Here is a 23,960-nt window from a genome sequence, read left to right as displayed (position 1 = left end):
GTCATTGGTTATTGTCTCCGCGGTTATTGTCCCCGTCTAACATTGCCAGCAATTCTTCTGTTGACATTAAATCAAGCGAGTTTTGTATCGATTCAATATCGTTTTCCCCGACCGCATTCATTTGCGCTGAAAAGATGATGTTGGCCTGTTCCGCTAATTTGGGGGAAAGGAACAACGAAGTGAGGGGGATATCGACCAGGAATTTGGCTTTTATACGTGTTATCAATTGCACGACCATCAGTGAGTGGCCGCCGAGTTCAAAGAAGTGGTCGTGACGGCCGATACGTACCAGCTCCAGCAGGTCTTGCCAGATCTGCGCCAGGGCCGTTTCTATTCTTCCCTGTGGGGATTCATAGCCGCGTGCCACCACAGCGGACGAATCAGGAGCGGGGAACGCCTGACGGTCAAGTTTGCCGTTGGGGGTCAGCGGGAAGGACTCAAGCGTCATAAAGGCGCTGGGCAGCATGTATTCGGCGAGGTGCTGGGCGAGCTGTTGGCGTAGTTCAGCGGGAACCAGTTCAACACCGTCCTGAGGCCGCACATAGGCGATTAGACGCTTGTGGCCCGGTTCGTCTTCACGTGTCAGAACTATTGCTTCGCGCACGCCGTGACATTGCATCAGTTGGGTCTCGATCTCACCGAGTTCGATACGGAAGCCGCGCAGTTTGATCTGAAAATCATTGCGGCCGAGATAGTCGATGTTGCCGTCGGGACGCCAGCGGCCGAGGTCGCCGGTCTTGTACATGCGGCCGCCCGATGTCGGGGAGAACGGATCGGCGAGGAAGCGTTCGGCCGTCAGTTCAGGGCGGTTTAGGTAGCCGCGGGCAACACCGGCACCGGCGATATGGATTTCGCCGGCCACACCGAGAGGAACGGGCTGACCCAGCGAGTCGAGAATATAGATCTGAGTGTTGGCGATCGGCCGGCCGATATGGCTGACAAAACCCTCCGCCCGGTTCATCCGTATCCAGGTTGAATAAGTTGTTGTCTCAGAGGGACCATACAGATTGCACACATCCTGTACGGATGAGTGGGCAAACAAATGTTCAACGACGTGCGGTTTCAATGCTTCACCGGCCAGATTGACCGTCCGGGCGGTTATGGGAACCGCTTTGGCTTCGATCAAGTGCGCGATGGCTGACGGCACGGTGTTGATCAGGCTGACCGGCTGCTCGGTGGTGATCAGTGACAGTGCATCAGGAATGAGATGAACCGTGCCTCCAGAGACCAGTGGCGCAAAGCATTCGTACACCGCTAAATCAAAATTAAGCGAGGTAGCGAAAAGGGTATGTGCCAATTCCTCTGGGCTGAAAGTCCGCTGCGCCCAGGTGAGGAAATTCACGGTATTACAGTGGGCGATCGCCACCCCTTTGGGCAGTCCGGTAGAACCGGAAGTGTAGATCACATACGCCAGATGGCGTGACGTCAGCCCCAGCGTCTGCGACTCCGGATTGTCGGCTAGTTGTGCTGCCAGAGCCGGTTCTTGGGCGTCGAGCACCACCGTAGGCACAGGGCTGGCCAGCGTATCGATCCACGCCATCTGGGTGAGCAAAGCCACCGGTGCCGCGTCATTGAGCATATACGCCAGTCGTTCGGTCGGGTAAGCCGGATCGAGTGGCACATAGGCACCGCCCGCCTTGAGGATACCCAATAAACCGACCACCATCTCCGGGCTGCGTTCAACGCAAATTGCCACCCGATCATCCGGACGTACCCCCAGCGCAATCAGATGATGAGCCAGACGATTGGCGCGGCGGTTCAGTTCGCCATAACTGAGCGCTTGTTCTCCGCATACCACGGCTGTGGCGGCGGGATTGTGCGCCGCCTGAGCCTCGAACAGTTGGTGGATCAGGGCGTCCTGTGGGAAGTCTGCCTGAGTGGCGTTGAAGTCCACCACAATTTGTTGTTGCTCCGAGGCTGGCAGGATGGGGACTTGCAGGATCAGCCGTTGCGGGTCGCGAATCAGGGCATCGACCAGACCGTTGATGGCGGTGGCCAGATAAGCGGTTACGCGAGCCGGATCGATCCCGGCCACGGTCTGGGCGGTCAGATGGAAACCGACCCCCAGATCATCCACCGACAGGGTGAGCGGATAGTTAGTCCGCTCTTCGATTGCCACGATGCGCATGCCTGCCCAAGTCGTGTCAATTGCGTCGGCCTTGTCGATTTGACTATGACGGTAATTAAGCAAGGCACTGAACAGCGGCATCGGCTGGGCTACGCCACTGCTGCGTTGCGCCAGCGCTAACGGTGCCTGTTCGTGCTCCAGCAGCGTCGTCAGACTGCGATAGGTGGCCTGCACCACTTCCTGCACGCTGCAGTCGGCCAGAGAAACCCGCATTGGCAGGGTATTAATAAACATCCCCAGTATTCGGTCAGCGCCCGCGACCCCTTGCAAGCGACCCAGCAGCACGGAGCCAAAGACCACGTCATCGCGGCCGCTGGTCTGAGCCAGCACCTGAGCCCAGGCCACATGGAACAGCACGCTCGGACTGACCCCCAGACGCCGGGCCTGGACGCGGATGGTCTCCGCCAAGGCGGGAGCGAGCGGGAGACGGGCTTCGGCAACAGGCTGGCTATCGCTTGGCATCGTGAGCACGCCGAACGGAGCGGTCGGCGCATCGACGTCAGCGAGCTGGGTACGGAAATAGGCCTCATGTGATGTCACCGGCACGTTCAGGGTCTGGGCGATAAAATTGCGGTAGGGCAGTGCCGCAGGCAGCGTATCGGTGTGCCCCTGCTGGATTTGGGCAATCTCAGCGAAAATCAGTTCCAGCGTCATATGGTCGCTGACCAGATGGTGGAAGCGCAGAGCCAGCAGCCATTCATTCTGTGCCGGATCGTGGGCGATATCGGCGGCGAACAGCGGTGCACGACTCAGGTTGAGGCGGTGCAGATGCGGATCAGTGTGGGCGCGTAACTGGGCTGGAACGTCGTCCGCCGTAGCCGGGGTGAAGAGATTGATCCCCAGCGGCGCCTGACGCCAGACCACCTGAACCGGTTGTGTGAGATCTTGCCAGCAGGCAGCGGTACGCAGGATATCGTGGCGGTCGATAACCTGTTGCAGGGCAGCCAGGAAGGTATCGAGGCGTTCGCGGGTGTCGAAAGCGATCAGGCTCTGCAACAGATAGGTATCGCCTTGTGCCTGTAGCAGGTGATGGAACAGGATACCCTCCTGCAACGGTGCCAGTGGATAGATATCCTGCACGTTGCTTGCCCCGCCGGGGATCGTCCCGACGATGGACTCAATCTCGGCCTGAGACAGGGAGATCAAGGGCAGCATGTCGGGGGTGAGGGCGGTACAGCCCGCAGGAATACGGTTAGGCGGTACGACAAAGGTGTCGGCGTCGCCCTGAACAGCCTGTGCCATCTCGGCAAGGACGGGGGCGGCGAACACACTGCGGACATCGAGTCGCCAATCAAGGTCACGTAGCCGTTCGATCAGACTGACGATCATCAGCGAATGGCCGCCGAGTTCAAAGAAGTGGTCGTAACGACCGACCTGCTCCAGCCCCAACAGGTCTTGCCAGATCTGCGCCAGAGAGGTTTCCGCCTCGCCAACCGGAGCTTCATAACCGCGTGCGATCACAGCGGATGAGTCAGGGGCGGGAAGTGCCTGACGGTCGAGTTTGCCGTTGGGGGTCAGCGGGAAGGTATCAAGCGTCATAAAGGCGCTGGGCAGCATGTATTCGGCGAGGTGTTGAGCTAGTTGCTGACGCAGTTCGGCGGGAACCAGTTCAACGCCGACTTGAGGTCGCAGATAGGCAATCAGGCGTTTCTGTCCCGGCTCGTCTTCACGCGCCAGCACCACCGCCTCGCGTACGCCGCAACATTGCGTGAGCCGGGCCTCGATTTCGCCGAGTTCGATACGGAAGCCGCGCAGTTTAACCTGAAAATCATTGCGGCCGAGATAGTCGATGTTGCCGTCGGGGTGCCAGCGGCCGAGGTCGCCGGTTCTGTACATGCGGGCATCCGGATCGGCGGAGAACGGATCGGCAGGGAAGCGCTCGGCAGTCAGTTCAGGACGGTTCAGGTAGCCGCGAGCAACCCCGGCACCGGCAATATGGATCTCGCCGGCTACGCCAAGAGGAACGGGCTGCCCCTGTGGGTCAAGAATATAGATCTGAGTGTTGGCGATCGGACGGCCAATAGGAATGGAGCGAGTCACATCGACGGGGGAGGCAATGGCGTAGGTTGCCGCAAATGTGGTGGTTTCCGTTGGACCATAGCCGTTAATCAGGTGTGTCGGTTGAGATCCCGCCAACTGTGCACGTCGTATCTTCCGCGGGTCGAGTACATCGCCGCCGATGAGCAGGTAGCGTAATTGACCAAACAGGGGCTTGAGATCGCTGAGATATTCGTTGAACAAACCGGCCGTCAACCAGAGGGCGGTAACTTGTCCCTTGACCAGCGAATCGCAGAAACGTACCGGATCGAGTAGTACTGAGGGTGAAACCACATGCAGACGTCCTCCGTTCAGCAGGGCAGACCAGATTTCCCATGTTGATGCGTCGAAAGCAATATTGGCACAATGGGCAATACAGTCATCGGGTCCAATGTCGGCAAAACCATTATTGATAATCAGGCGAAGGACATTGCGGTGCTCGACCATCACCCCTTTGGGTAATCCGGTAGAGCCGGAGGTGTAGATGACATACGCCAGATGATGTGACGTCAGCCCCAGTGCCTGAGTATCCGGGTTATGAGGCGGTTGCGCCATCAGGGACGGGTCTTGGGTGTCGAGTACGACCGTAGGCACGGTGCTGGCCAGTGTGCCGACCTGTGCCGCCTGAGTGAGTAAGACCACCGGTGCGGCGTCATTGAGCATATACGCTAGTCGCTCGGTCGGGTAGGCCGGATCGAGCGGCACATAGGCACCGCCTGCCTTCAGGATAGCGAGTAATCCCACCACCAATTCCAGACTGCGTTCCAGACAAATTGCCACCCGATCGTCCGGACGTACGCCCAGGGCGATCAAATGATGAGCCAGGCGGTTGGCGCGACGGTTCAGTTCGTCATAACTGAGCACTTGATCCTCAAACACCACGGCAATGGCATCGGGATGCTGTGCCGCCTGAGCTTCGAACAGTTGATGGATCAGTGCGTCCTGTGGGAAGTCGGTCTGGGTGGTGTTGAAGTCCACCAGCAGCTGTTGCCGTTCCGGAGCCGACAGCATCGGTAGAGCCGCAATGGTCTGCGTCGCATCGGCTGCCATTGCCGTCAGCACATTCTCCAGATAGCCGACTATGCGCTCAACGGTCGCAGAGTCGAATAAGTCGGCGGCATATTCCAAGTCACCCGCCAGACCCGACTCGGTTTCAGTCAGCGACAACGTCAGGTCGAAGTGCGCGCTATGGTGTATCTGTTCAATTGATGCAAGCTGGAGACCGGGCAATGTTAGGTTTTGAGCCGGCGTGTTGTTTAAGGCCAGCATCACTTGGAAGATCGGGCTGTAGCTCAGGTTGCGTTCGGGTTGTAACGCTTCTACCACCTGCTCAAAGGGCAGATCTTGATGAGCATAAGCGGCGAGCGCCCGCTCCCGAACCTGCGCGAGCAGCCCGGCTATACTAGTAGTGTCACTGAGTGTGACGCGTAAGGCTAAGGTATTGACGAAGAAACCGATCAGGTTCTCAAGCTCGCGGTGCGGGCGGTTAGCGACCGGAGTGCCGATAACGATATCATCCTGACCACTCAGCCGGGCGAGGACGATGTTCCAGGCGGCCAGCACGATCATAAACAGGGTGGTGTGATGGCGCTGTCCGAGCCCCTTGAGCGACGCCAATAAGGCGGTATCGAGCTGGAAGGAGATCCGGCCGCCGGCATAGGTCTGCACCGACGGGCGTGGCCGGTCGGTGGGGAGTGTCAATAAAGCCGGGGCGTCCTGAAGCTGTGCGTACCAGAAGTCGCGCTGTTCAGTGAGGGCGGCTCCTTGCAGCCAGTCGCGCTGCCAGACGGCATAGTCGGCGTACTGAATGGGCAGCGGCGGTAAGGGATCACCGTGGCCGTCGAGAGCGGCGCGGTAGAGGGTGTCCAGTTCGTGCATCAGCACACCGATGGACCAGCCGTCAGTAATAATGTGATGCAGGGTAAGCAGCAACAAATGTGCTTCATCCGTCAATTGCAGCAGTTGGCCGCGGATCAGTGGGCCCTGAGCAAAATCAAAGAGTGTCTGCGCCTCAAGGCTGGCAAGTTCGGCAATACGGTTGGTGTGCGCCGCGGGTTCCAGCGGGCGCAGATCCTGATAGGGCAGGGCAAAGCCGATGTCGGTGGGAGCGATATGCTGGCAGGGTTGGCTATCGACCAGGACAAAGCAGGTGCGCAGGCTTTCATGCCGGGCAATTAGGCGTTCGAGTGCAGTGGTCAGTGCGTGGCGGTCGAGCTGGCCGGTGAGGCGTAGCGCTACCGGGATATGGTAGGCCAGGCTGGCGGCGGGATCGAGCTGACCAAGGAACCACAATCGCTGCTGGGCGAAAGACAACGGTAGCGGCTGGCTGCGATCGGCGGCTGGAATAACGACCTGAGCAGTTGTTGCCGCCCCGCTGAGCGTTTGGGCCAGATCTATCAGGATGGGCTGGTCAAACAGTTGCTGTAGAGGCAACTCCCGCGCCAGATCTTGGCGTACGCGTGCCACCAGTTGGACGGCAAGCAGCGAATGGCCGCCGAGTTCAAAGAAATGGTCGTGACGGCCGACCTGCTCCAGTCCCAGCAGGTCTTGCCAGATCTGCGCCAGAGCGATTTCCGTCTCGCCGATCGGGTCGGCATAGCCGCGCATCACGATGGCGGACTGATCAGGCACCGGGAATGCCGGACGGTCGATTTTGCCGTTAGGGGTGAGCGGGAAAGCGTCGAGCGTCATAAAGGCGTTGGGCAGCATATACTCGGCGAGATGCTGGGCGAGTTGCTGACGCAGTTCGGCCGGCACCAATTCAACGCCGACTTGAGGTAGCAGATAGGCGACCAGACGCTTGTGACCCGGTTCGTCTTCACGGGCCAGCACCACTGCCTCGCGCACCCCGTGACATTGCACCAGCCGGGCTTCGATCTCACCGAGCTCAATGCGAAAGCCGCGTAGTTTAACCTGAAGGTCATTGCGGCCGAGGTATTCGAGATTGCCATCGGGTCGCCAGTAGCCGAGGTCGCCGGTCTTGTACATACGGGCGTCCGGGTCTGAAGAGAAGGGATCGGTAAGAAAACGTTCGGCAGTCAGTTCAGGGCGGTTCAGGTAGCCGCGGGCGACACCCGCGCCGGCGATATGGATTTCGCCGGTGACACCGAGAGGAACAGGCTGCCCTTGGGTATCCAAGATATAGATCTGGGTATTAGCAATCGGGTGGCCGATGGGAATTGTCTTACATTTGCTGTCAGTGAATGGAATCTCATAGGCGGTGGCGAAGGTGGTGGTCTCTGTTGGCCCATACACATGCAGCAGATGCTGTGGCGGATAATCCGCTCTAAGGTGGATCGCAGGACGGATATCGATCTGTTCACCACCGAAAAGGACATAACGTAAACCCGACAATGATGAGGCAATCAAACTCGCGTATTGATTGAACAACGCAGTTGTGAGGAAAAGCGCACTGACGCCTTCCAATGCTAAGCGCTGACCAAAATAGTCGGGTTGTAGTAAGGTTTTTTCCGGGATCAACAGGATACGTGCACCATGTACTAAGCCCGTCCACACCTCCCAGGTGGCCGCATCGAATGAAACATTGGCGCAATGAGCAATACAGTCATCGGGGCCAATATCGGCAAAACCATTATTGATAATCAGGCGCAGGACATTGCGGTGCTCGACCATCACCCCCTTGGGTAATCCGGTGGAGCCGGAGGTGTAGATCACATACGCCAGATGGCGTGACGTCAGCCCCAGTGCCTGAGCATCCGGATTGTGGCTCGGTTGTATTGCCATCGCCGGTTCTTGGCCGTCGAGTATCACTGTGGGGATATGATGGGTCAGCTTGTCGACCTGTGTCGTTTGGGTCAGCAAGGCCACCGGTGCGGCGTCATCGAGCATATAGGCCAGCCGTTCGGCCGGATAGGTTGGATCGAGCGGCACATAAGCGCCGCCGGCCTTGAGAATACCGAGCAGGCCAACCACCAGTTCTAAGCTGCGTTCGACACAAATCGCCACCCGATCATCCGGATGTACGCCCAAAGTGATCAGATGATGAGCCAGACGATTGGCGCGGCGGTTCAGCTCGTGATAACTCAGCGATTGACCTTCAAACACCACGGCGATGGCATCGGGATGGCGAGCCGCCTGAACTTCGAATAATTGGTGGATCAGGGCGTCCTGCGGGAAGTCTGCCTGAGTCGCGTTGAAGTCCACCAGCAGTTGTTGCCGCTCTGTCGGCGGTAAGATGGGGACATTCTGAATCAACTGTTGCGGGTCGCGAATCAGGGCATCGACCAGACCGCTGATGGCGGTAACCAGATAGGCGGTTACGCGGGTCGGATCGATCCCGGTCACAGCCTGAGCAGTCAGATGGAAACCGGTTCCCAGATCATCTACCGACAGGGTAAGCGGATAGTTGGTTCGCTCCCCTGTGGCGACGATGCGCATACCTGCCCAAGTCGTGTTAACCGCGTCGGGCTCGCTGGTCTGGCTGTGACGATAATTGAGCAAAGCACTGAACAGCGGTATCGACTGCGCCATGCCGCTACAGCGCTGTGCCAGCGCCAACGGTGCCTGTTCGTGCTCCAGCAAGGCCGTCAGACTGCGGTAGGTGTCCTGTACTACTTCCTGCACACTGCGGCCAGCCAGAGAGACTCGCACCGGTAGGGTATTGATAAACATACCCAGTATTCGGTCGGCACCTGCGCCCCCTTGTAGGCGGCCCAGCAGCACGGAGCCAAAGACCACATCGTCGTGACCGCTGGTCTGTGCCAGCACCTGAGCCCAGGCCACATGGAACAGTACGCCCGGGCTGACTCCCAGACGACGGGCTGCGGCACGGATAGCTTCAGCCAGAGCGGGGGCGAGCGGGAGTTGGGCTTCGGTGATAGGTTCATCATTGCCCGGCAGGGTGAGCACGCCGAACGGCGCGGTCGGTGCATTAACATCAGCGAGTTGGTCACGGAAGTAGGCTTCGTGTGTTGCGGCCGGCACGCTCAGGGTCTGGGCGATAAAGTTGCGATAGGGCAGTGCGGCGGGCAGCGTCTCGGCATTCCCCTGCTGAATTTGGGCAATCTCAGTGAAAATCAGCGCCAGCGTCATATGGTCACTGACCAAATGGTGGAAACGCAGGGCCAGCAGCCATTCATCCTGTGCCGGATCGTGGGCGATGTCGGCGGCGAACAGCGGCGCGCGGCTCAGGTCGAGGCGATGTCGGCGCGGATCAGTGTGAGCTAATAACTGAGCCGGGATATCGTCCGCCGTAGCGGGGATAAAGCTGTTGATACACAGCGGTGCCTGACGCCAGACCACCTGAACCGGCTGCGCCAGTCCTTGCCAGCAGGCGGCGGTGCGCAGGATATCGTGGCGGTCGATGACCTGTTGCAGGGCGGCCAGAAAAGTATCGAGATGCTTGCGGCTGTCAAAGGCGAGCAGGCTCTGTAACAGATAAGTATCACCTTGAGTCTGCAACAGATGATGGAACAGGATACCTTCCTGCAACGGTGCTAATGGATAGATATCCTGCACATTGCTCGCTCCACCGGGAGTTGCCTTGACGATGGCCTCAATCTCAGTCTGAGACAAGGACAGCAAGGTCAGCATGTCGGGGGTGAGGGCGGTGCAATCTTCGGGAATACGGTTGGGGGGCACCACAAAGGCGCTGGCATCATCTTGGATGGACTGCGCCATTTCAGCCAGAACAGGCGCGGCGAACACGCTGCGAACTTCAAGTAACCAGCCGCAGCCGCGTAGCCGTTCGATCAGACTGACGATCATCAGCGAATGGCCGCCGAGTTCAAAGAAATGGTCGTAACGGCCGACTCGTTCCAGCCCCAACAGGTCTTGCCAGATCTGCGCCAGAATGGCTTCCGCCTCACCGACCGGGGTTTCGTAGCCGCGGGCGACCACGGCGGACGCGTCGGGGGCAGGAAGTGCCTGACGATCGAGTTTGCCATTGGGGGTGAGCGGGAAGGCGTCGAGCGTCATAAAGGCGCTGGGCAGCATATACTCGGCGAGGCGCTGGGCAAGCTGTTGACGCAGTTCAGCGGGAACCAGCTCAACGCCGTCCAGAGGCCGCAGATAGGCGACCAGACGTTTCTGGCCCGGCTCGTCTTCACGCGCCAGTACCACCGCTTCGCGCACACCGCGACATTGCATCAGTTGCACCTCGATTTCGCCAAGCTCAATGCGGAAGCCACGCAGTTTGACCTGAAAGTCATTGCGGCCGAGATAGTCGATATTGCCATCGGAGCGCCAGCGGCCGAGGTCGCCGGTCTTGTACATACGAGCGTCCGGATCGGCGGAGAACGGATCGGCAAGGAAATGTTCGGCAGTCAGTTCGGGGCGGTTCAGGTAGCCGCGGGCAACGCCGGCACCGGCGATATGAATTTCGCCGGTCACACCGAGGGGAACAGGATGACCCAGCGAGTCGAGAATATAGATCTGGGTATTGGCGATCGGGCGGCCGATATGACTGACAAAGCCCTCCGCCCGGCTCATCCGTACCCAGGTTGAATAGGTCGTCGTCTCAGAGGGACCATACAGATTACACACATTCTGTATGGATTCACGGGCAAACAAATGCTCAATGACGTGCGGTTTCAATGCCTCGCCGGCCAAATTGACCGTCCGGGTGGTCATGGGGATTGCATCAGATTCAATCAAGTGTGCGATGGCTGACGGCACCGTGTTGATCAGGCTGACCGACTGTTCTGTTGTAAGCAATGACAGCACATTGGGGACAAGGTGAACGGTGCCGCCAGAGAGCAGCGGCGTAAAGCATTCATACACCGCCAGATCAAAATTAAGTGAGGTGGCAAAAAGGGTATGCGCCAACTCCTCCGGGCTGAAAGTCCGTTGCGCCCAGGTGAGGAAATTCACGGTATTGCGGTGAGTGATCGCCACCCCTTTGGGCAGTCCGGTGGAGCCTGAGGTATAGATCACATAGGCCAGATGGCGTGACGTCAGCCCCAGTGCCTGTGTATCCGGATTATGATCCGGTTGCGCCATCAGGGACGCGTCTTGGGTATCGAGTACGATCGTGGGGATGAGGCTGGCCAGTGTGTTGATCCACGCCGTCTGGGTGAGCAACACTACGGGAGCCGCGTCATCAAGCATATAGGCCAGCCGTTCGGCCGGATAAGCTGGATCGAGCGGCACATAAGCGCCGCCTGCTTTGAGAATAGCGAGCAGGCCCACCACCATCTCCGGGCTGCGTTCCAGACAAATCGCCACCCGATCGTCCGGGTGTACGCCCTGGGCGAGCAGATGATGAGCCAGACGATTGGCGCGGCGGTTCAGTTCGTCATAACTGAGTGCTTGCTCACCACATATTATGGCCGTTGCGTCGGGATTGTGTGCCGCCTGAGCCTCGAACAGTTGGTGAATCAGTACGTCCTGCGGGAAATCCGCTTGGGTGGCATTGAAATCGGTCAGCAACAGTTGCCGCTCCGAGGCCGATAGCATCGGTAGACCTGCAACCGTTTGTGTCGCATCGGCTACCATCGCCGTCAGCACATTTTCCAGATAGCTGACCATGCGCTCAACGGTCGCGGGGTCGAACAGATCGGCGGCATATACCAGATCACCCGCCAGACCCGCCTCGGTTTCAGTCAGCGACAACGTCAGGTCGAAGTGCGCACTATGGTGTGCCTGTTCAACCCAAGAGAGTTGCAGATCGGGTAATACGAGGTTCTCAGCCGGCATGTTGTTTAAGACCAGCATCACCTGAAAGACCGGGCTGTAGCTCAGGCTGCGGTCGGGCTGCAATGCTTCCACTACCTGCTCGAAGGGCAGATCCTGATGGGTATAGGCGGCAAGCGCCCGTTCACGAACCTGTGCGAGCAGATCAGCTACCCGGGGCGCATCACCCGGGGTAACGCGTAAGGCCAGAGTATTAACAAAGAAACCGATCAGGTTTTCCAACTCCGGGTGTGGGCGGTTGGCGACCGGGGTACCGATAACAATATCATCCTGACCACTCAGCCGGGCGAGGACGATGCTCCAGGCAGACAGCACAGTCATAAACAGGGTGGTGTTATGGCGTTGTCCAAGCCCCTTGAGTGATGCCAACAAGGCGGTATCGAGCTGGAAGGATACCCGGCCGCCGGCATAGGTCTGCACCGGTGGGCGTGGCCGGTCGGTGGGGAGTACTAGCAAGGCCGGGGCGTTCTGGAGTTGCGCGCACCAGAAGTCACGCTGCTCAGTGAGGGCCGTTGCTTGCAGCCAGTTGCGCTGCCAGATGGCATAGTCGGCGTACTGGAGAGACAGCGGCGGCAGGGGATCACTGTGGCCGTCGAGAGCGGCGCGGTAGAGGGTGCCCAATTCATGCACTAGCACTCCGATGGACCAGCCGTCAGCGATGATGTGATGCTGGGTAAGCAGCAACATATGCGCTTCATCTGTCAATTGCAGCAGTTGACCGCGAATCAATGGTCCTTGGATAAAGTCAAAGGGTGCCTGCGCTTCGCGGGCAGCGAGATCGGTGATACGGTTGGTGTGTGCCGCAGGTTCCAGCAGGCGCAGATCCTGACAGGACAGGGCAAAGCCGATGTCAGCGGGATCGATATGCTGGCAGGGTTGGCCCTCGACTAGGACAAAGCGGGTACGCAGGCTTTCATGCCGGGCAACCAGACGATCGAGCGCGGTGATCAGCGCGTGGCGGTCAAGTTGGCCGGTGAGGCGCAGCGCTACCGGGATATGGTAGGCCAGACTGGCGGCCGGATCGAGCTGACCAAGGAACCACAGCCGCTGCTGGGCGAAAGATAACGGTAGCAGCCGACTGCGATCGGCGGCGGGGATGACGATCTGAGCGGTTGCCAAAGCCCCGCTGAGTGCTTGAGCCAAATCCGCCAGAAGAGGCAGGTCAAACAGTTGCTGTAGCGGTAACTCCCGCGCCAGATCCTGACGTACGCGTGCCACCAGTTGGACGGCAAGCAGCGAATGACCGCCGAGTTCAAAGAAATGGTCGTGACGGCCGATCTGTTCCAGTCTCAGCAAGTCTTGCCAGATCTGAGCCAGCGCGATTTCTATTTCACCGAGCGGGGCTTCATAGCCGCGTGTCACCACGGCGGATGCGTCAGGGGCAGGAAGTGCCTGACGGTCAAGTTTGCCGTTGGGGGTGAGCGGGAAGGAGTCGAGCACCATAAAGGCGCTGGGCAGCATATACTCGGCGAGGTGTTGGGCGAGTTGCTGACGCAGTTCGGCCGGCACCAGTTCAATGCCGGTCTGGGGCAGCAGATAGGCGATCAGTCGCTTGTGACCGGATTCATCTTCGCGCGCCAGCACCACGGCTTCGCGCACGCCGGGGCATTGCATTAATCGAGCTTCAATTTCGCCCAGTTCGATACGGAAGCCACGCAGTTTAACCTGAAAGTCATTGCGGCCGAGGTATTCGAGATTGCCGTCGGGTCGCCAGTAGCCGAGATCGCCGGTCTTGTACATACGGGCGTCGGGATCTGAAGAGAACGGATCGGCCAGAAAGCGCTCGGCCGTCAGTTCAGGGCGGTTCAGGTAGCCGCGGGCAACGCCGGCCCCGGCAATATAAATTTCGCCGGCGACACCGAGGGGAACGGGTTGACCCTGCGGGTCGAGGAGATAGATTTGGGTATTGGCGATTGGACGGCCGATAGGGATGGGACGAGTCACATCGACGGGTGAGGTCATGGTGTAGGTTGCGGCAAACGTCGTAGTTTCCGTTGGGCCATAGCCGTTGATCAGGTGTGCTGGCTGACACTCAGCCAACTGTGCACGCTGGATCTTCCGCGGGTCGAGTACATCGCCGCCGATAAGCAGGTAACGCAATTGTCCAAACAGGGGTTCAAGATCGCCGAGATATTCGTTAAACAAGCCGGCTGTTAACCAGAGGGCGGTGACTTGTCCTTTGACCAGCGAATCGCGGAAACGTACCGGATCGAGCAGCGCTGAAGGTGCAACTACATGCAGGCGCCCGCCGTTCAGCAGGGCAGACCAGATCTCCCATGTTGATGCATCAAAGGCAATATTGGCACAGTGGGCAACACAGTCGTCCGAACCGATGTCTGCATAGGGATTATTGATAACCAGCCGATTAATACTGCGGTGCTCAACCATCACCCCCTTGGGCAGCCCGGTGGAGCCGGAGGTATAAATGATATAGGCCAGATGGCGTGACGTCAGCCCCAGTGACTGAGCGTCCGGATTGTGAGCCGGTTGCGTCATCAGGAGCGGTTCTGAACTGTCGAGTACGATCGTGGGTATGGCGCTGACCAGTGTGTCGGTCAATGCTGTTTGGGTCAGCAAGGCCACTGGTGCCGCGTCGTCAAGCATATAGGCCAGTCGCTCGGCCGGATAAGCCGGATCGAGCGGCACATAGGCACCGCCGGCCTTGAGAATACCGAGCAGACCCACGACCAGATCCAGGCTACGTTCGACACAAATCGCCACCCGATCATCCGGACGCACACCCAGCGCGATCAGATGATGAGCCAGACGATTGGCGCGGCGGTTCAGTTCGTGATAACTCAGCGATTGACCTTCAAACACCACGGCGATGGCGTCGGGACGGTGCGCCGCCTGAGCCTCGAATAATTGGTGGATCAGCGCATCCTGCGGGAAGTCTGTCTGGGTGGCATTGAACTCCACCAGCAGTTGTTGTCGTTCTTGCGGCGGTAAGATCGGCACATCCCGAATCAATCGTTGAGGGTCGCGAACCAAGGCATCGACCAGGCCGCTGATGGCGGTAACCAGATAGGCGGTTACGCGAGCCGGATCGATCCCGGCCACGGTCAGAGTGGTCAGGTGGAAATCGGTTCCCAGATCATCTACCGACAGGGTGAGCGGATAGTTAGTTCGCTCTCCTGTAGCGACGATATGCATACCTGTCTGGGGTATATCAACTGCGTCTGCCCCGCTGGTTTGGCTATGACGGTAATTAAGCAAGGTACTGAACAGCGGCAGTGATTGTGCCACGCCGCTACAACGTTGTGCCAGCGCCAGCGGTGCCTGCTCGTGCTCCAGCAAGGTCGTCAGATTGCGATAGGTGGCCTGTACCACTTCCTGCACACTACGGCCGGCCAGAGAAACCCGTACCGGCAGGGTATTGATGAACATCCCCAATATTTGGTCAGCGCCCGCAACCCCCTGTAGACGACCCAGCAGCACAGAGCCGAAGACGACATCGTCATGGCCGCTGGTCTGTGCCAACACCTGAGCCCAGGCCACATGGAACAGCACGCCCGGACTGACCCGCAGACGGCGCGCCTGAGCGCGGATGGCCTCTGCCAGAGCGAGGGGGAGCGGGAGACGGGCTTCGGCGATGGATTCGTTATCGCCCGACATCGTGAGCACGCCAAACGGCGCCGTCGGTGTGTCAACGTCAGCGAGTTGGGTACGGAAATAGGCCTCATGCGTTGCGGCCGGCACACTCAGGGTCTGGGCGATAAAGTTGCGGTAGGGCAGTGCGGCGGGCAGCGACTCGGCATGCCCCTGTTGAACTTGGGCAATCTCGGCGAAAATCAACTCCAGCGTCATATGGTCGCTGACCAGATGGTGGAAGCGCAAGGCCAGCAGCCATTCATCTTGTGCCGGATCGTGGGCGATATCGGCAGCGAATAATGGCGCTCGGCTCAGGTCGAGACGATGTTTGCACGGATCGGTATGAGTTAATAACTGGGCTGGGACATCGTCTGCCGTGGCCGGCGTGAAGTGATTGACACACAGCGGCGCCTGACGCCAGACCACCTGAACCGGCTGCGCCAACCCCTGCCAGCAGGCGGCGGTGCGCAGGATATCGTGGCGGTCAATGACCTGCTGCAAGGCGGACAGGAAAGTATCAAGATGCTCGCGGGTGTTAAAGGCAATCAGGCTCTGCAACAAATAGGTATCGCCTTGCGCCTGCAACAGATGATGGAACAGGATACCTTCCTGCAACGGTGCCAGCGGATAGATATCCTGCACATTGCTCGCCCCGCCGGGAGTGGCCCCGACGATAGCATCAATCTCGGCCTGAGACAGCGAGATCAGGGACAACATGTCGGGGGTAAGGGCGGTACAATTTTCGGGGATACGGTTGGGCGGCACTGCAAAAGCGTCGGTATTATCTTGGATGGACTGCGCAATTTCAGTAAGAACGGGAGCGGAGAACACACTGCGAACTTCAAGCCGCCGACCGAAGCCGCGTAGCCGCTCGATCAGACTGACGATCATCAGTGAATGGCCGCCGAGTTCAAAGAAGTGGTCGTGACGGCCGACCCGTTCCAGTCCCAACAGGTCTTGCCAGATTTGCGCCAATATGGTTTCCGCCTCACCGACCGGGGCTTCATAGCCGCGTGTCACCACGGCGGATGCGTCGGGGGCGGGGAGCGCCTGACGGTCGAGTTTGCCGTTGGGGGTGAGCGGGAAAGCGTCGAGCGTCATAAAGGCGCTGGGCAGCATATACTCGGCGAGGTGTTGGGCGAGTTGCTGACGCAGTTCGGCGGGAACCAGTTCAGCGCCGGCCTGAGGCTGCATATAAGCGACCAGACGCGGGTGGCCAGGATCGTCTTCGCGTGCCAGCACCACCGCCTCGCGCACACCGTCACATTGCATCAGTTGCGTCTCGATTTCGCCAAGCTCAATACGGAAGCCGCGCAGTTTGACCTGAAAGTCATTACGGCCGAGGTATTCGAGATTACCGTCGGAGCGCCAACGGCCGAGGTCGCCAGTCTTGTACATGCGGGCATCCGGATCGGAAGAGAACGGATCGGCAGGGAAACGCTCGGCTGTGAGTTCAGGTCGGTTCAGGTAACCGCGGGCCACGCCGGCGCCGGCGATATAGATTTCGCCGGCCACACCGAGGGGAACGGGTTGACCGTAGGGATCGAGAATATAGATCCGGGTGTTGGCGATCGGGCGGCCGATAGGCGGTGCCCCTTCTTCTTGGTTATCGCACAGATAAATGGCCGCACAGACCGTACTTTCAGTCGGTCCATAGGCATTGACCATACGCCGACCGGTAGCCCAACGTTTGACCAGCGAAGGTGGGCAGGCTTCACCTCCCACGATCAGGGTCTGCAATGTCACAGGGACTGCATCCAGTGCCGCCAACGCGGTTGGTGACAGCAGCACATGGGTAATGGCATGAGCCTCTAACGTCTCTAACAGGGCAGTGCCAGGCAGGAGGTGAGTTCGCTGGGCAAGATGGAGGCTGGCGCCTGCCAGAAGTGCCATACAACATTCCCAGATACCGGCGTCGAAGCTGTTTGAGGCAAATTGCAGGATACGGCTGCTGGGATTGATCGCCAGAGTGTCCTGCTGAGTGGCGATCAGGTTGCTCAGGCCGCGATGCTCGACCATGACGCCTTTGGGCTGTCCGGTCGAGCCGGAGGTGTAGATGACATACGCCAAATGGCGTGACGTCAGCCCCAGTGCCTGAGCATCCGGGTTATGAGTCGGTTGCGTTGCCAGAGATGGCGCGAGTGCGTCGAGCATGACCGTAGGCACGGGGCTGACCAGCGTGTCAACCTGTGCTGTCTGAGTCAGTAGGGCCACGGGTGCGGCGTCATCAAGCATATAGGCCAGCCGTTCGGCCGGATAGGTTGGATCGAGCGGGACATAGGCACCACCCGCCTTGAGGATAGCGAGTAAGCCTATCACCTGCTCCGGGCTGCGTTCGACACAAATCGCCACCCGATCATCCGGGCGCACGCCCAGCGTGATCAAATGATGAGCCAGGCGGTTGGCGCGGTGGTTCAACTCGTGATAACTCAGCGATTGATCTTCAAATACCACGGCGGTGGCATCAGGGGAGTGTGCCGCTTGGGCTTCGAATAATTGGTGGATCAAGGCATCCTGCGGGAAATCCGCTTGGGTGGCATTGAAATCGGTCAGCAACAGTTGCCGCTCCGAGGCTGGCAGCATCGGCAGACCCGCAACAGTTTGTGTCGCATCGGCGGCCATCGCCGTCAGCACATTCTCCAAATAACCGACGATGCGCTCAATGGTCGCAGAGTCGAACAGGTCGGTAGAATATTCCAGATCACCAACCAGACCGGCCTCAGTTTCGGTCAGCGATAACGTCAGATCGAAATGAGCGCTATGGCGCACCTGCTCAACGGGAGCGAGTTGCAGTCCGGGCAATGCCAGGTTTTGGGGCGGGGTATTGTTCAAGGCCAGCATCACTTGGAAGACCGGACTGTAGCTCAGGCTGCGCTCGGGCTGTAACGCTTCCACCACCTGCTCGAAGGGCAGATCCTGATGAGCATAGGCAGCAAGCGCCCGTTCACGAACCTGCGCGAGCAGATCAGCTACCCGGGGCACCTCACCCGGCGTGACGCGCAAGGCCAGGGTATTGACAAAGAAACCGATCAGGTTTTCCAACTCCGTGTGTGGGCGGTTGGCGACCGGAGTGCCGATGACAATATCGTCCTGTCCACTAAGCCGGGTGAGGACGATACTCCAGGCGGCCAGCATGGTCATAAACAGGGTGGTGTTATGGCGCTGTCCGAGTTTCTTGAGTGATGCCAGCAGGGCGGTATCGAGCTGAATAGGTATCCGGTTGCCGGCATAGGTTTGCACCGATGGGCGTGGCCGATCGGTGGGGAGTGCCAGCAAGGCCGGGGCACCTTGGAGTTGGCTGTACCAGAAATCACGCTGTTCAGTGAGGACAGCGCCTTGCAGCCAGTCACGCTGCCAGACGGCATAGTCGGCGTACTGGAGAGATAGCGGTGGCAGGGGATCATCGTGGCCGTCGAGGGCGGCGCGGTAGAGCGCGTCCAGTTCGTGCATCAGGACGCCAATGGACCAGCCGTCAGCGATAATGTGATGCTGGGTGAGCAGCAATATATGCTCTTCGTCCGTCAGTTGCAGCAGTTGACCGCGAATGAGTGGCCCCCGTACAAAGTCAAAGGGGGTCTGGGTTTCGAGGGCGGTAAGCTCGGCGACCCGATTCGCACGCACCGTCAGATCCAACGGGCGCAGATCTTGGCAAGACAGGGTAAAGCCGATATCGGCGGGATCGATGTGCTGGCAGGGTTGGCCTTCGATCAATACGAAGCGGGTGCGCAGGCTTTCGTGCCGGGCGACCAGACGATCGAGCGCGCGGGTCAGCAAGTGGCGGTCAAGTTTGCCGGTGAGGCGCAACGCCATCGGAATATGGTAGGCCAGGCTGGCGGCGGGATCGAGCTGGCCGAGGAACCACAACCGCTGCTGGGCGAAGGACAGGGTGAGCGGCTGGCTGCGATCGGCGGCTGGAATAACAACCTGAGCGATTGCCGAAGCATCAGCGAGCGTTTTAGCCAGATCTGTCAGGAGAGGTTGGGCAAAGAGTTGCGGCAATGATAACTTCCGTGCCAGTTGCTGGCGTACGCGCGCGGCGAGTTGGACGGCAAGCAGTGAATGACCGCCGAGTTCAAAGAAGTGGTCGTGACGGCCGACCTGTTCCAGTTTCAGCAGGTCTTGCCAGATCTGAGCCAGTGCGATTTCTATTTCACCGACTGGAGCTTCGTAGCTGCGTGTCACTATGGCAGACAGATCGGGGGCAGGAAGTGCCTGACGGTCGAGTTTGCCGTTGGGGGTCAACGGGAAGGCGTCGAGCGTCATAAAGGCGCTGGGCTGCATGTACTCGGCGAAGTGTTGGGCAAGCTGCTGGCGCAGTTCGGCCGGCACCAGTTCAACGCCGACTTGAGGTAGCAGATAGGCAACCAGACGCTTGTGACCCGGTTCGTCTTCACGGGCCACAACCACCGCTTCGCGCACGCCGTGGCATTGCACCAGCCGGGCTTCGATTTCACCGAGTTCGATACGGAAGCCGCGCAGTTTAACTTGAAGATCATTGCGGCCGAGGTATTCGAGATTGCCGTCGGGTCGCCAGTAGCCGAGATCGCCGGTCTTGTACATACGGGCGTCGGGGTCTGAAGAGAACGGATCGGCCAGAAAGCGCTCGGCAGTCAGTTCAGGGCGGTTCAGGTAGCCGCGGGCAACGCCGGCACCAGCAATATAAATTTCGCCGGCGACACCGAGGGGAACGGGCTGACCATACGGGTCGAGGAGATAGATTTGGGTATTGGCGATTGGACAGCCGATAGGAATGGGACGAGTCACATCGACGGGTGAGGTCATGGTATAGGTTGTGGCAAACGTCGTGGTTTCCGTGGGGCCATAGCCGTTGATCAAGTGTGCCGGCTGAAACTCAGCCAACTGTGCACGTTGGATCTTCCGCGGGTCGAGTACATCGCCGCCGATAAGCAGGTAACGCAATTGTCCAAACAGGGGTTCAAGATCGCCGAGATATTCGTTAAACAAGCCGGCCGTCAACCAGAGAGCGGTGACTTGTCCTTTGACCAGCGAATCGCGGAAACGTACCGGATCGAGCAGCGCTGATGGTGAAACTACATGCAGGCACCCGCCGTTCAGCAGGGCAGACCAGATCTCCCATGTTGATGCATCAAAGGCAATATTGGCACAATGGGCAACACAGTCGTCCGAACCGATGTCTGCATAGGGATTATTGATGACCAGCCGATTGATACTGCGGTGTTCGACCATCACTCCCTTGGGCAGCCCGGTGGAGCCGGAGGTGTAGATCACATACGCCAGATGGCGTGACGTCAGCCCCAGTGCCTGAGCGTCCGGATTGTGGGTCGATTGTGCTGCTATAGCCGATTCTTGGGCGTCGAGTACCACTGTGGGGATATGATGGATCAGCTTGTCGACCTGTGTCGTTTGGGTCAGCAAGGCCACGGGTGCGGCGTCATTAAGCATATAGGCCAGCCGCTCGGCCGGATAAGCCGGATCGAGCGGCACATAGGCACCGCCCGCCTTGAGGATACCGAGCAAGCCGATCAACAGTTCCAGACTGCGTTCGACACAAATCGCCACCCGATCATCCGGACGCACGCCCAGTGCGATCAAATGATGAGCCAGGCGATTGGCGCGGTGGTTCAGTTCGTGATAACTCAGCGATTGACCTTCAAATACCACGGCGGTGGCATCGGGATGGTGCGCCGCCTGAGCCTCAAACAATTGGTGGATCAGCGCGTCCTGCGGGAAGTCCGACTGGGTGGCGTTGAACTCCACCAGCAGTTGTTGCCGCTCTGTCGGCGGCAAGATCGGCACATTCCGGATCAATCGTTGCGGGTTATGTGCCAGGGCATCAACTAAGCCGCTGATGGCCGTGGCGAGATAGGCGGTGACGCGGGTTGGATCGATTCCCGCCACCGTCTGGGCGGTCAGACGGAAACCGGTTCCCAGATCATCGACCGATAGGGTGAGCGGATAGTTGGTTCGTTCCTCTGTGGCGACGATACGCATACCTGCCCGGGTCGTCTCAACCGCGTTGGCTTCACTGGTTTGGCTGTGACGGTAGTTAAGCAAGGTACTGAACAGCGGCATCGGCTGGGCCACACTGCTACAGCGTTGCGCCAGTGCTAATGGTGCCTGTTCGTGTTCCAGCAGCGTTGTCAGACTGCGATAAGTGGCCTGCACCACCTCTTGCACGCTGCGACCGGCCAGAGAAACTCGCACCGGCAGGGTATTGATAAACATGCCTAATATTCGGGCAGCGCCCGCGACTCCTTGTAGACGGCCCAGCAGCACAGAGCCAAAGACTACGTCGTCGCGGCCGCTGGTTTGCGCCAGTACCTGAGCCCAGGCCACATGGAACAGCACACCCGGACTGACCCCCAGACGACGAGCCTGGGCATGGATAGCTTCTGCCAGAGCGGGGGCGAGCGGGAGATGGGCTTCGGCGATGGGTTCATCATTGCCCGGCAGGGTGAGTACGCCGAACGGTGCCGTCGGTGCATCAACGTCAGCGAGTTGGTCACGGAAGTAGGCCTCATGCACTGTGGCCGGTACGCTCAGAGTCTGGGCGATAAAGTTGCGGTAGGGCAGTGCGGCGGGCAGCGACTCGGCATGCCCCTGCTGAATTTGGGCAATCTCCGCGAAAATCAGTTCCAGTGTCATATGGTCGCTGACCAGATGGTGGAAGCGCAGCGCCAGCAGCCATTCATCCTGTGCCGGATCGTGGGCGATGTCGGCGGTGAACAGCGGTGCACGGCTCAGGTCGAGACGGTGCCGGCGCGGATCAGTGTGGGCTAATAACTGAGCCGGAATATCGTCCGCTGTGGCCGGGGTAAAGTGATTGACACACAGTGGCGCCTGACGCCAGACCACCTGAACCGGCTGCGCCAACCCCTGCCAGCAGGCGGCGGTGCGCAGGATATCGTGGCGGTCAATGACCTGCTGCAAGGCGGACAGGAAAGTATCAAGATGCTCGCGGGTGTTAAAGGCAATCAGGCTCTGCAACAAATAGGTATCGCCTTGCGCCTGCAACAGATGATGGAACAGGATACCTTCCTGCAACGGTGCCAGCGGATAGATATCCTGCACATTGCTTGCTCCGCCGGGAGTTGCTTCGACGATGGCCTCAATCTCGGCCTGAGATAGCGAGACCAGAGATAGCATGTCGGGGGTGAGGACGGTACAGCCTTCGGGGATACGGTTAGGCGGTACTACGAAGGCACTGGCGTCACTCTGAATAGCCTGCGCCATTTCAGTGAGAACGGGCGCGGCGAACACACTGCGGACATCAAGTCGCCAACCAAAGTCGTATAGCTGTTCGATCAGACCGACGATCATCAGCGAATGGCCGCCGAGTTCAAAGAAGTGGTCGTGACGGCCGACTCGCTCCAGCCCCAACAGGTTTTGCCAGATCTGCGCCAGGGCGGTTTCTACCTCGCCGATCGGGGCTTCATAACCGCGTGCTACCACAGCAGACAAGTCGGGAGCAGGGAGTGCCTGACGGTCGAGTTTGCCATTAGGGGTGAGCGGGAAGGCGTCGAGCGTCATAAAGGCGCTGGGCAACATGTACTCGGCAAGATGCCGGGCGAGTTGCTGACGCAGTTCGGCGGGAACCAGTTCAACGCCGTCCAGAGGCCGCAGATAGGCAATCAGACGTTTCTGTCCCGGCTCGTCTTCGCGCGCCAGCACTACGGCTTCGCGTACGCCGCGACATTGCATCAGTTGCGCCTCGATCTCACCAAGTTCGATACGGAAGCCGCGTAGTTTGACCTGAAAATCATTGCGGCCGAGATACTCGATATTGCCGTCGGGGTGCCAGCGGCCGAGGTCGCCGGTCTTGTACATCCGGGCATCCGGATCGGCGGAGAACGGATCAGTAAGAAAGCGCTCGGCAGTCAGTTCAGGACGGTTCAGGTAGCCGCGGGCCACGCCGGCACCGGCGATATGGATTTCGCCAGCCACACCAAGGGGTACAGGCTGACCATGTGGGTTGAGAATATAGATCTGGGTGTTGGCGATCGGGCGGCCGATATGACTGACAAAGCCCTCCGTCCGGTTCATCCGTATCCAGGTTGAATAAGTCGTCGTCTCAGAGGGGCCATACAGATTGCACACATTCTGTATGGAGGCGTGGGCAAACAAATGCTCAACGACATGCGGTTTCAATGCTTCACCGGCCAAATTGACTGTCCGGGTGGTCACGGGAACTGCGTTAGCCTCGATCAAATGCGCGATGGCTGACGGCACGGTGTTGATCAGGCTGACGGGCTGTTCGGTGGTGACCAGTGACAGCGCATCAGGAACGAGATGAACCGTACCACCAGAGACGAGTGGCGCAAAGCATTCGTACACCGCTAAGTCAAAATTCAGTGAGGTGGCGAAAAGGGTATGCGCCAATTCCTCCGGATTGAAAGTCCGTTGCGCCCAGGTGAGGAAATTCACCGTATTGGAGTGGGCGATTGCCACCCCTTTGGGTAGACCCGTGGAGCCGGAGGTGTAGATGACATACGCCAGATGGTGTGATGTCAGCCCCAGCGCCTGTGCCTCTGGGTTGTGGATCGATTGAGTATCGAGGGACGGTTCTTGG

The 23,960-nt window shown here is 59.2% G+C and carries 1 protein-coding gene; it reads right to left on the bottom strand.

Annotated features, from left to right (window positions below; translation table 11 throughout):
• Window position 1: 1 nt before the first annotated feature.
• Window positions 2-23,875, bottom strand: coding sequence for a non-ribosomal peptide synthase/polyketide synthase (locus PSI22_RS17390; protein WP_442316500.1), 23,874 nt, complete (start codon window positions 23,873-23,875; stop codon window positions 2-4).
• Window positions 23,876-23,960: the final 85 nt, after the last annotated feature.

It is taken from the genome of Xenorhabdus aichiensis (assembly GCF_028598775.1).
Classification (GTDB): Bacteria; Pseudomonadota; Gammaproteobacteria; order Enterobacterales; family Enterobacteriaceae; genus Xenorhabdus; species Xenorhabdus bovienii.
The sequence above is the reverse complement of the archived record's forward strand: the minus strand, read 5'-3'. Positions and strand labels throughout refer to the sequence as shown.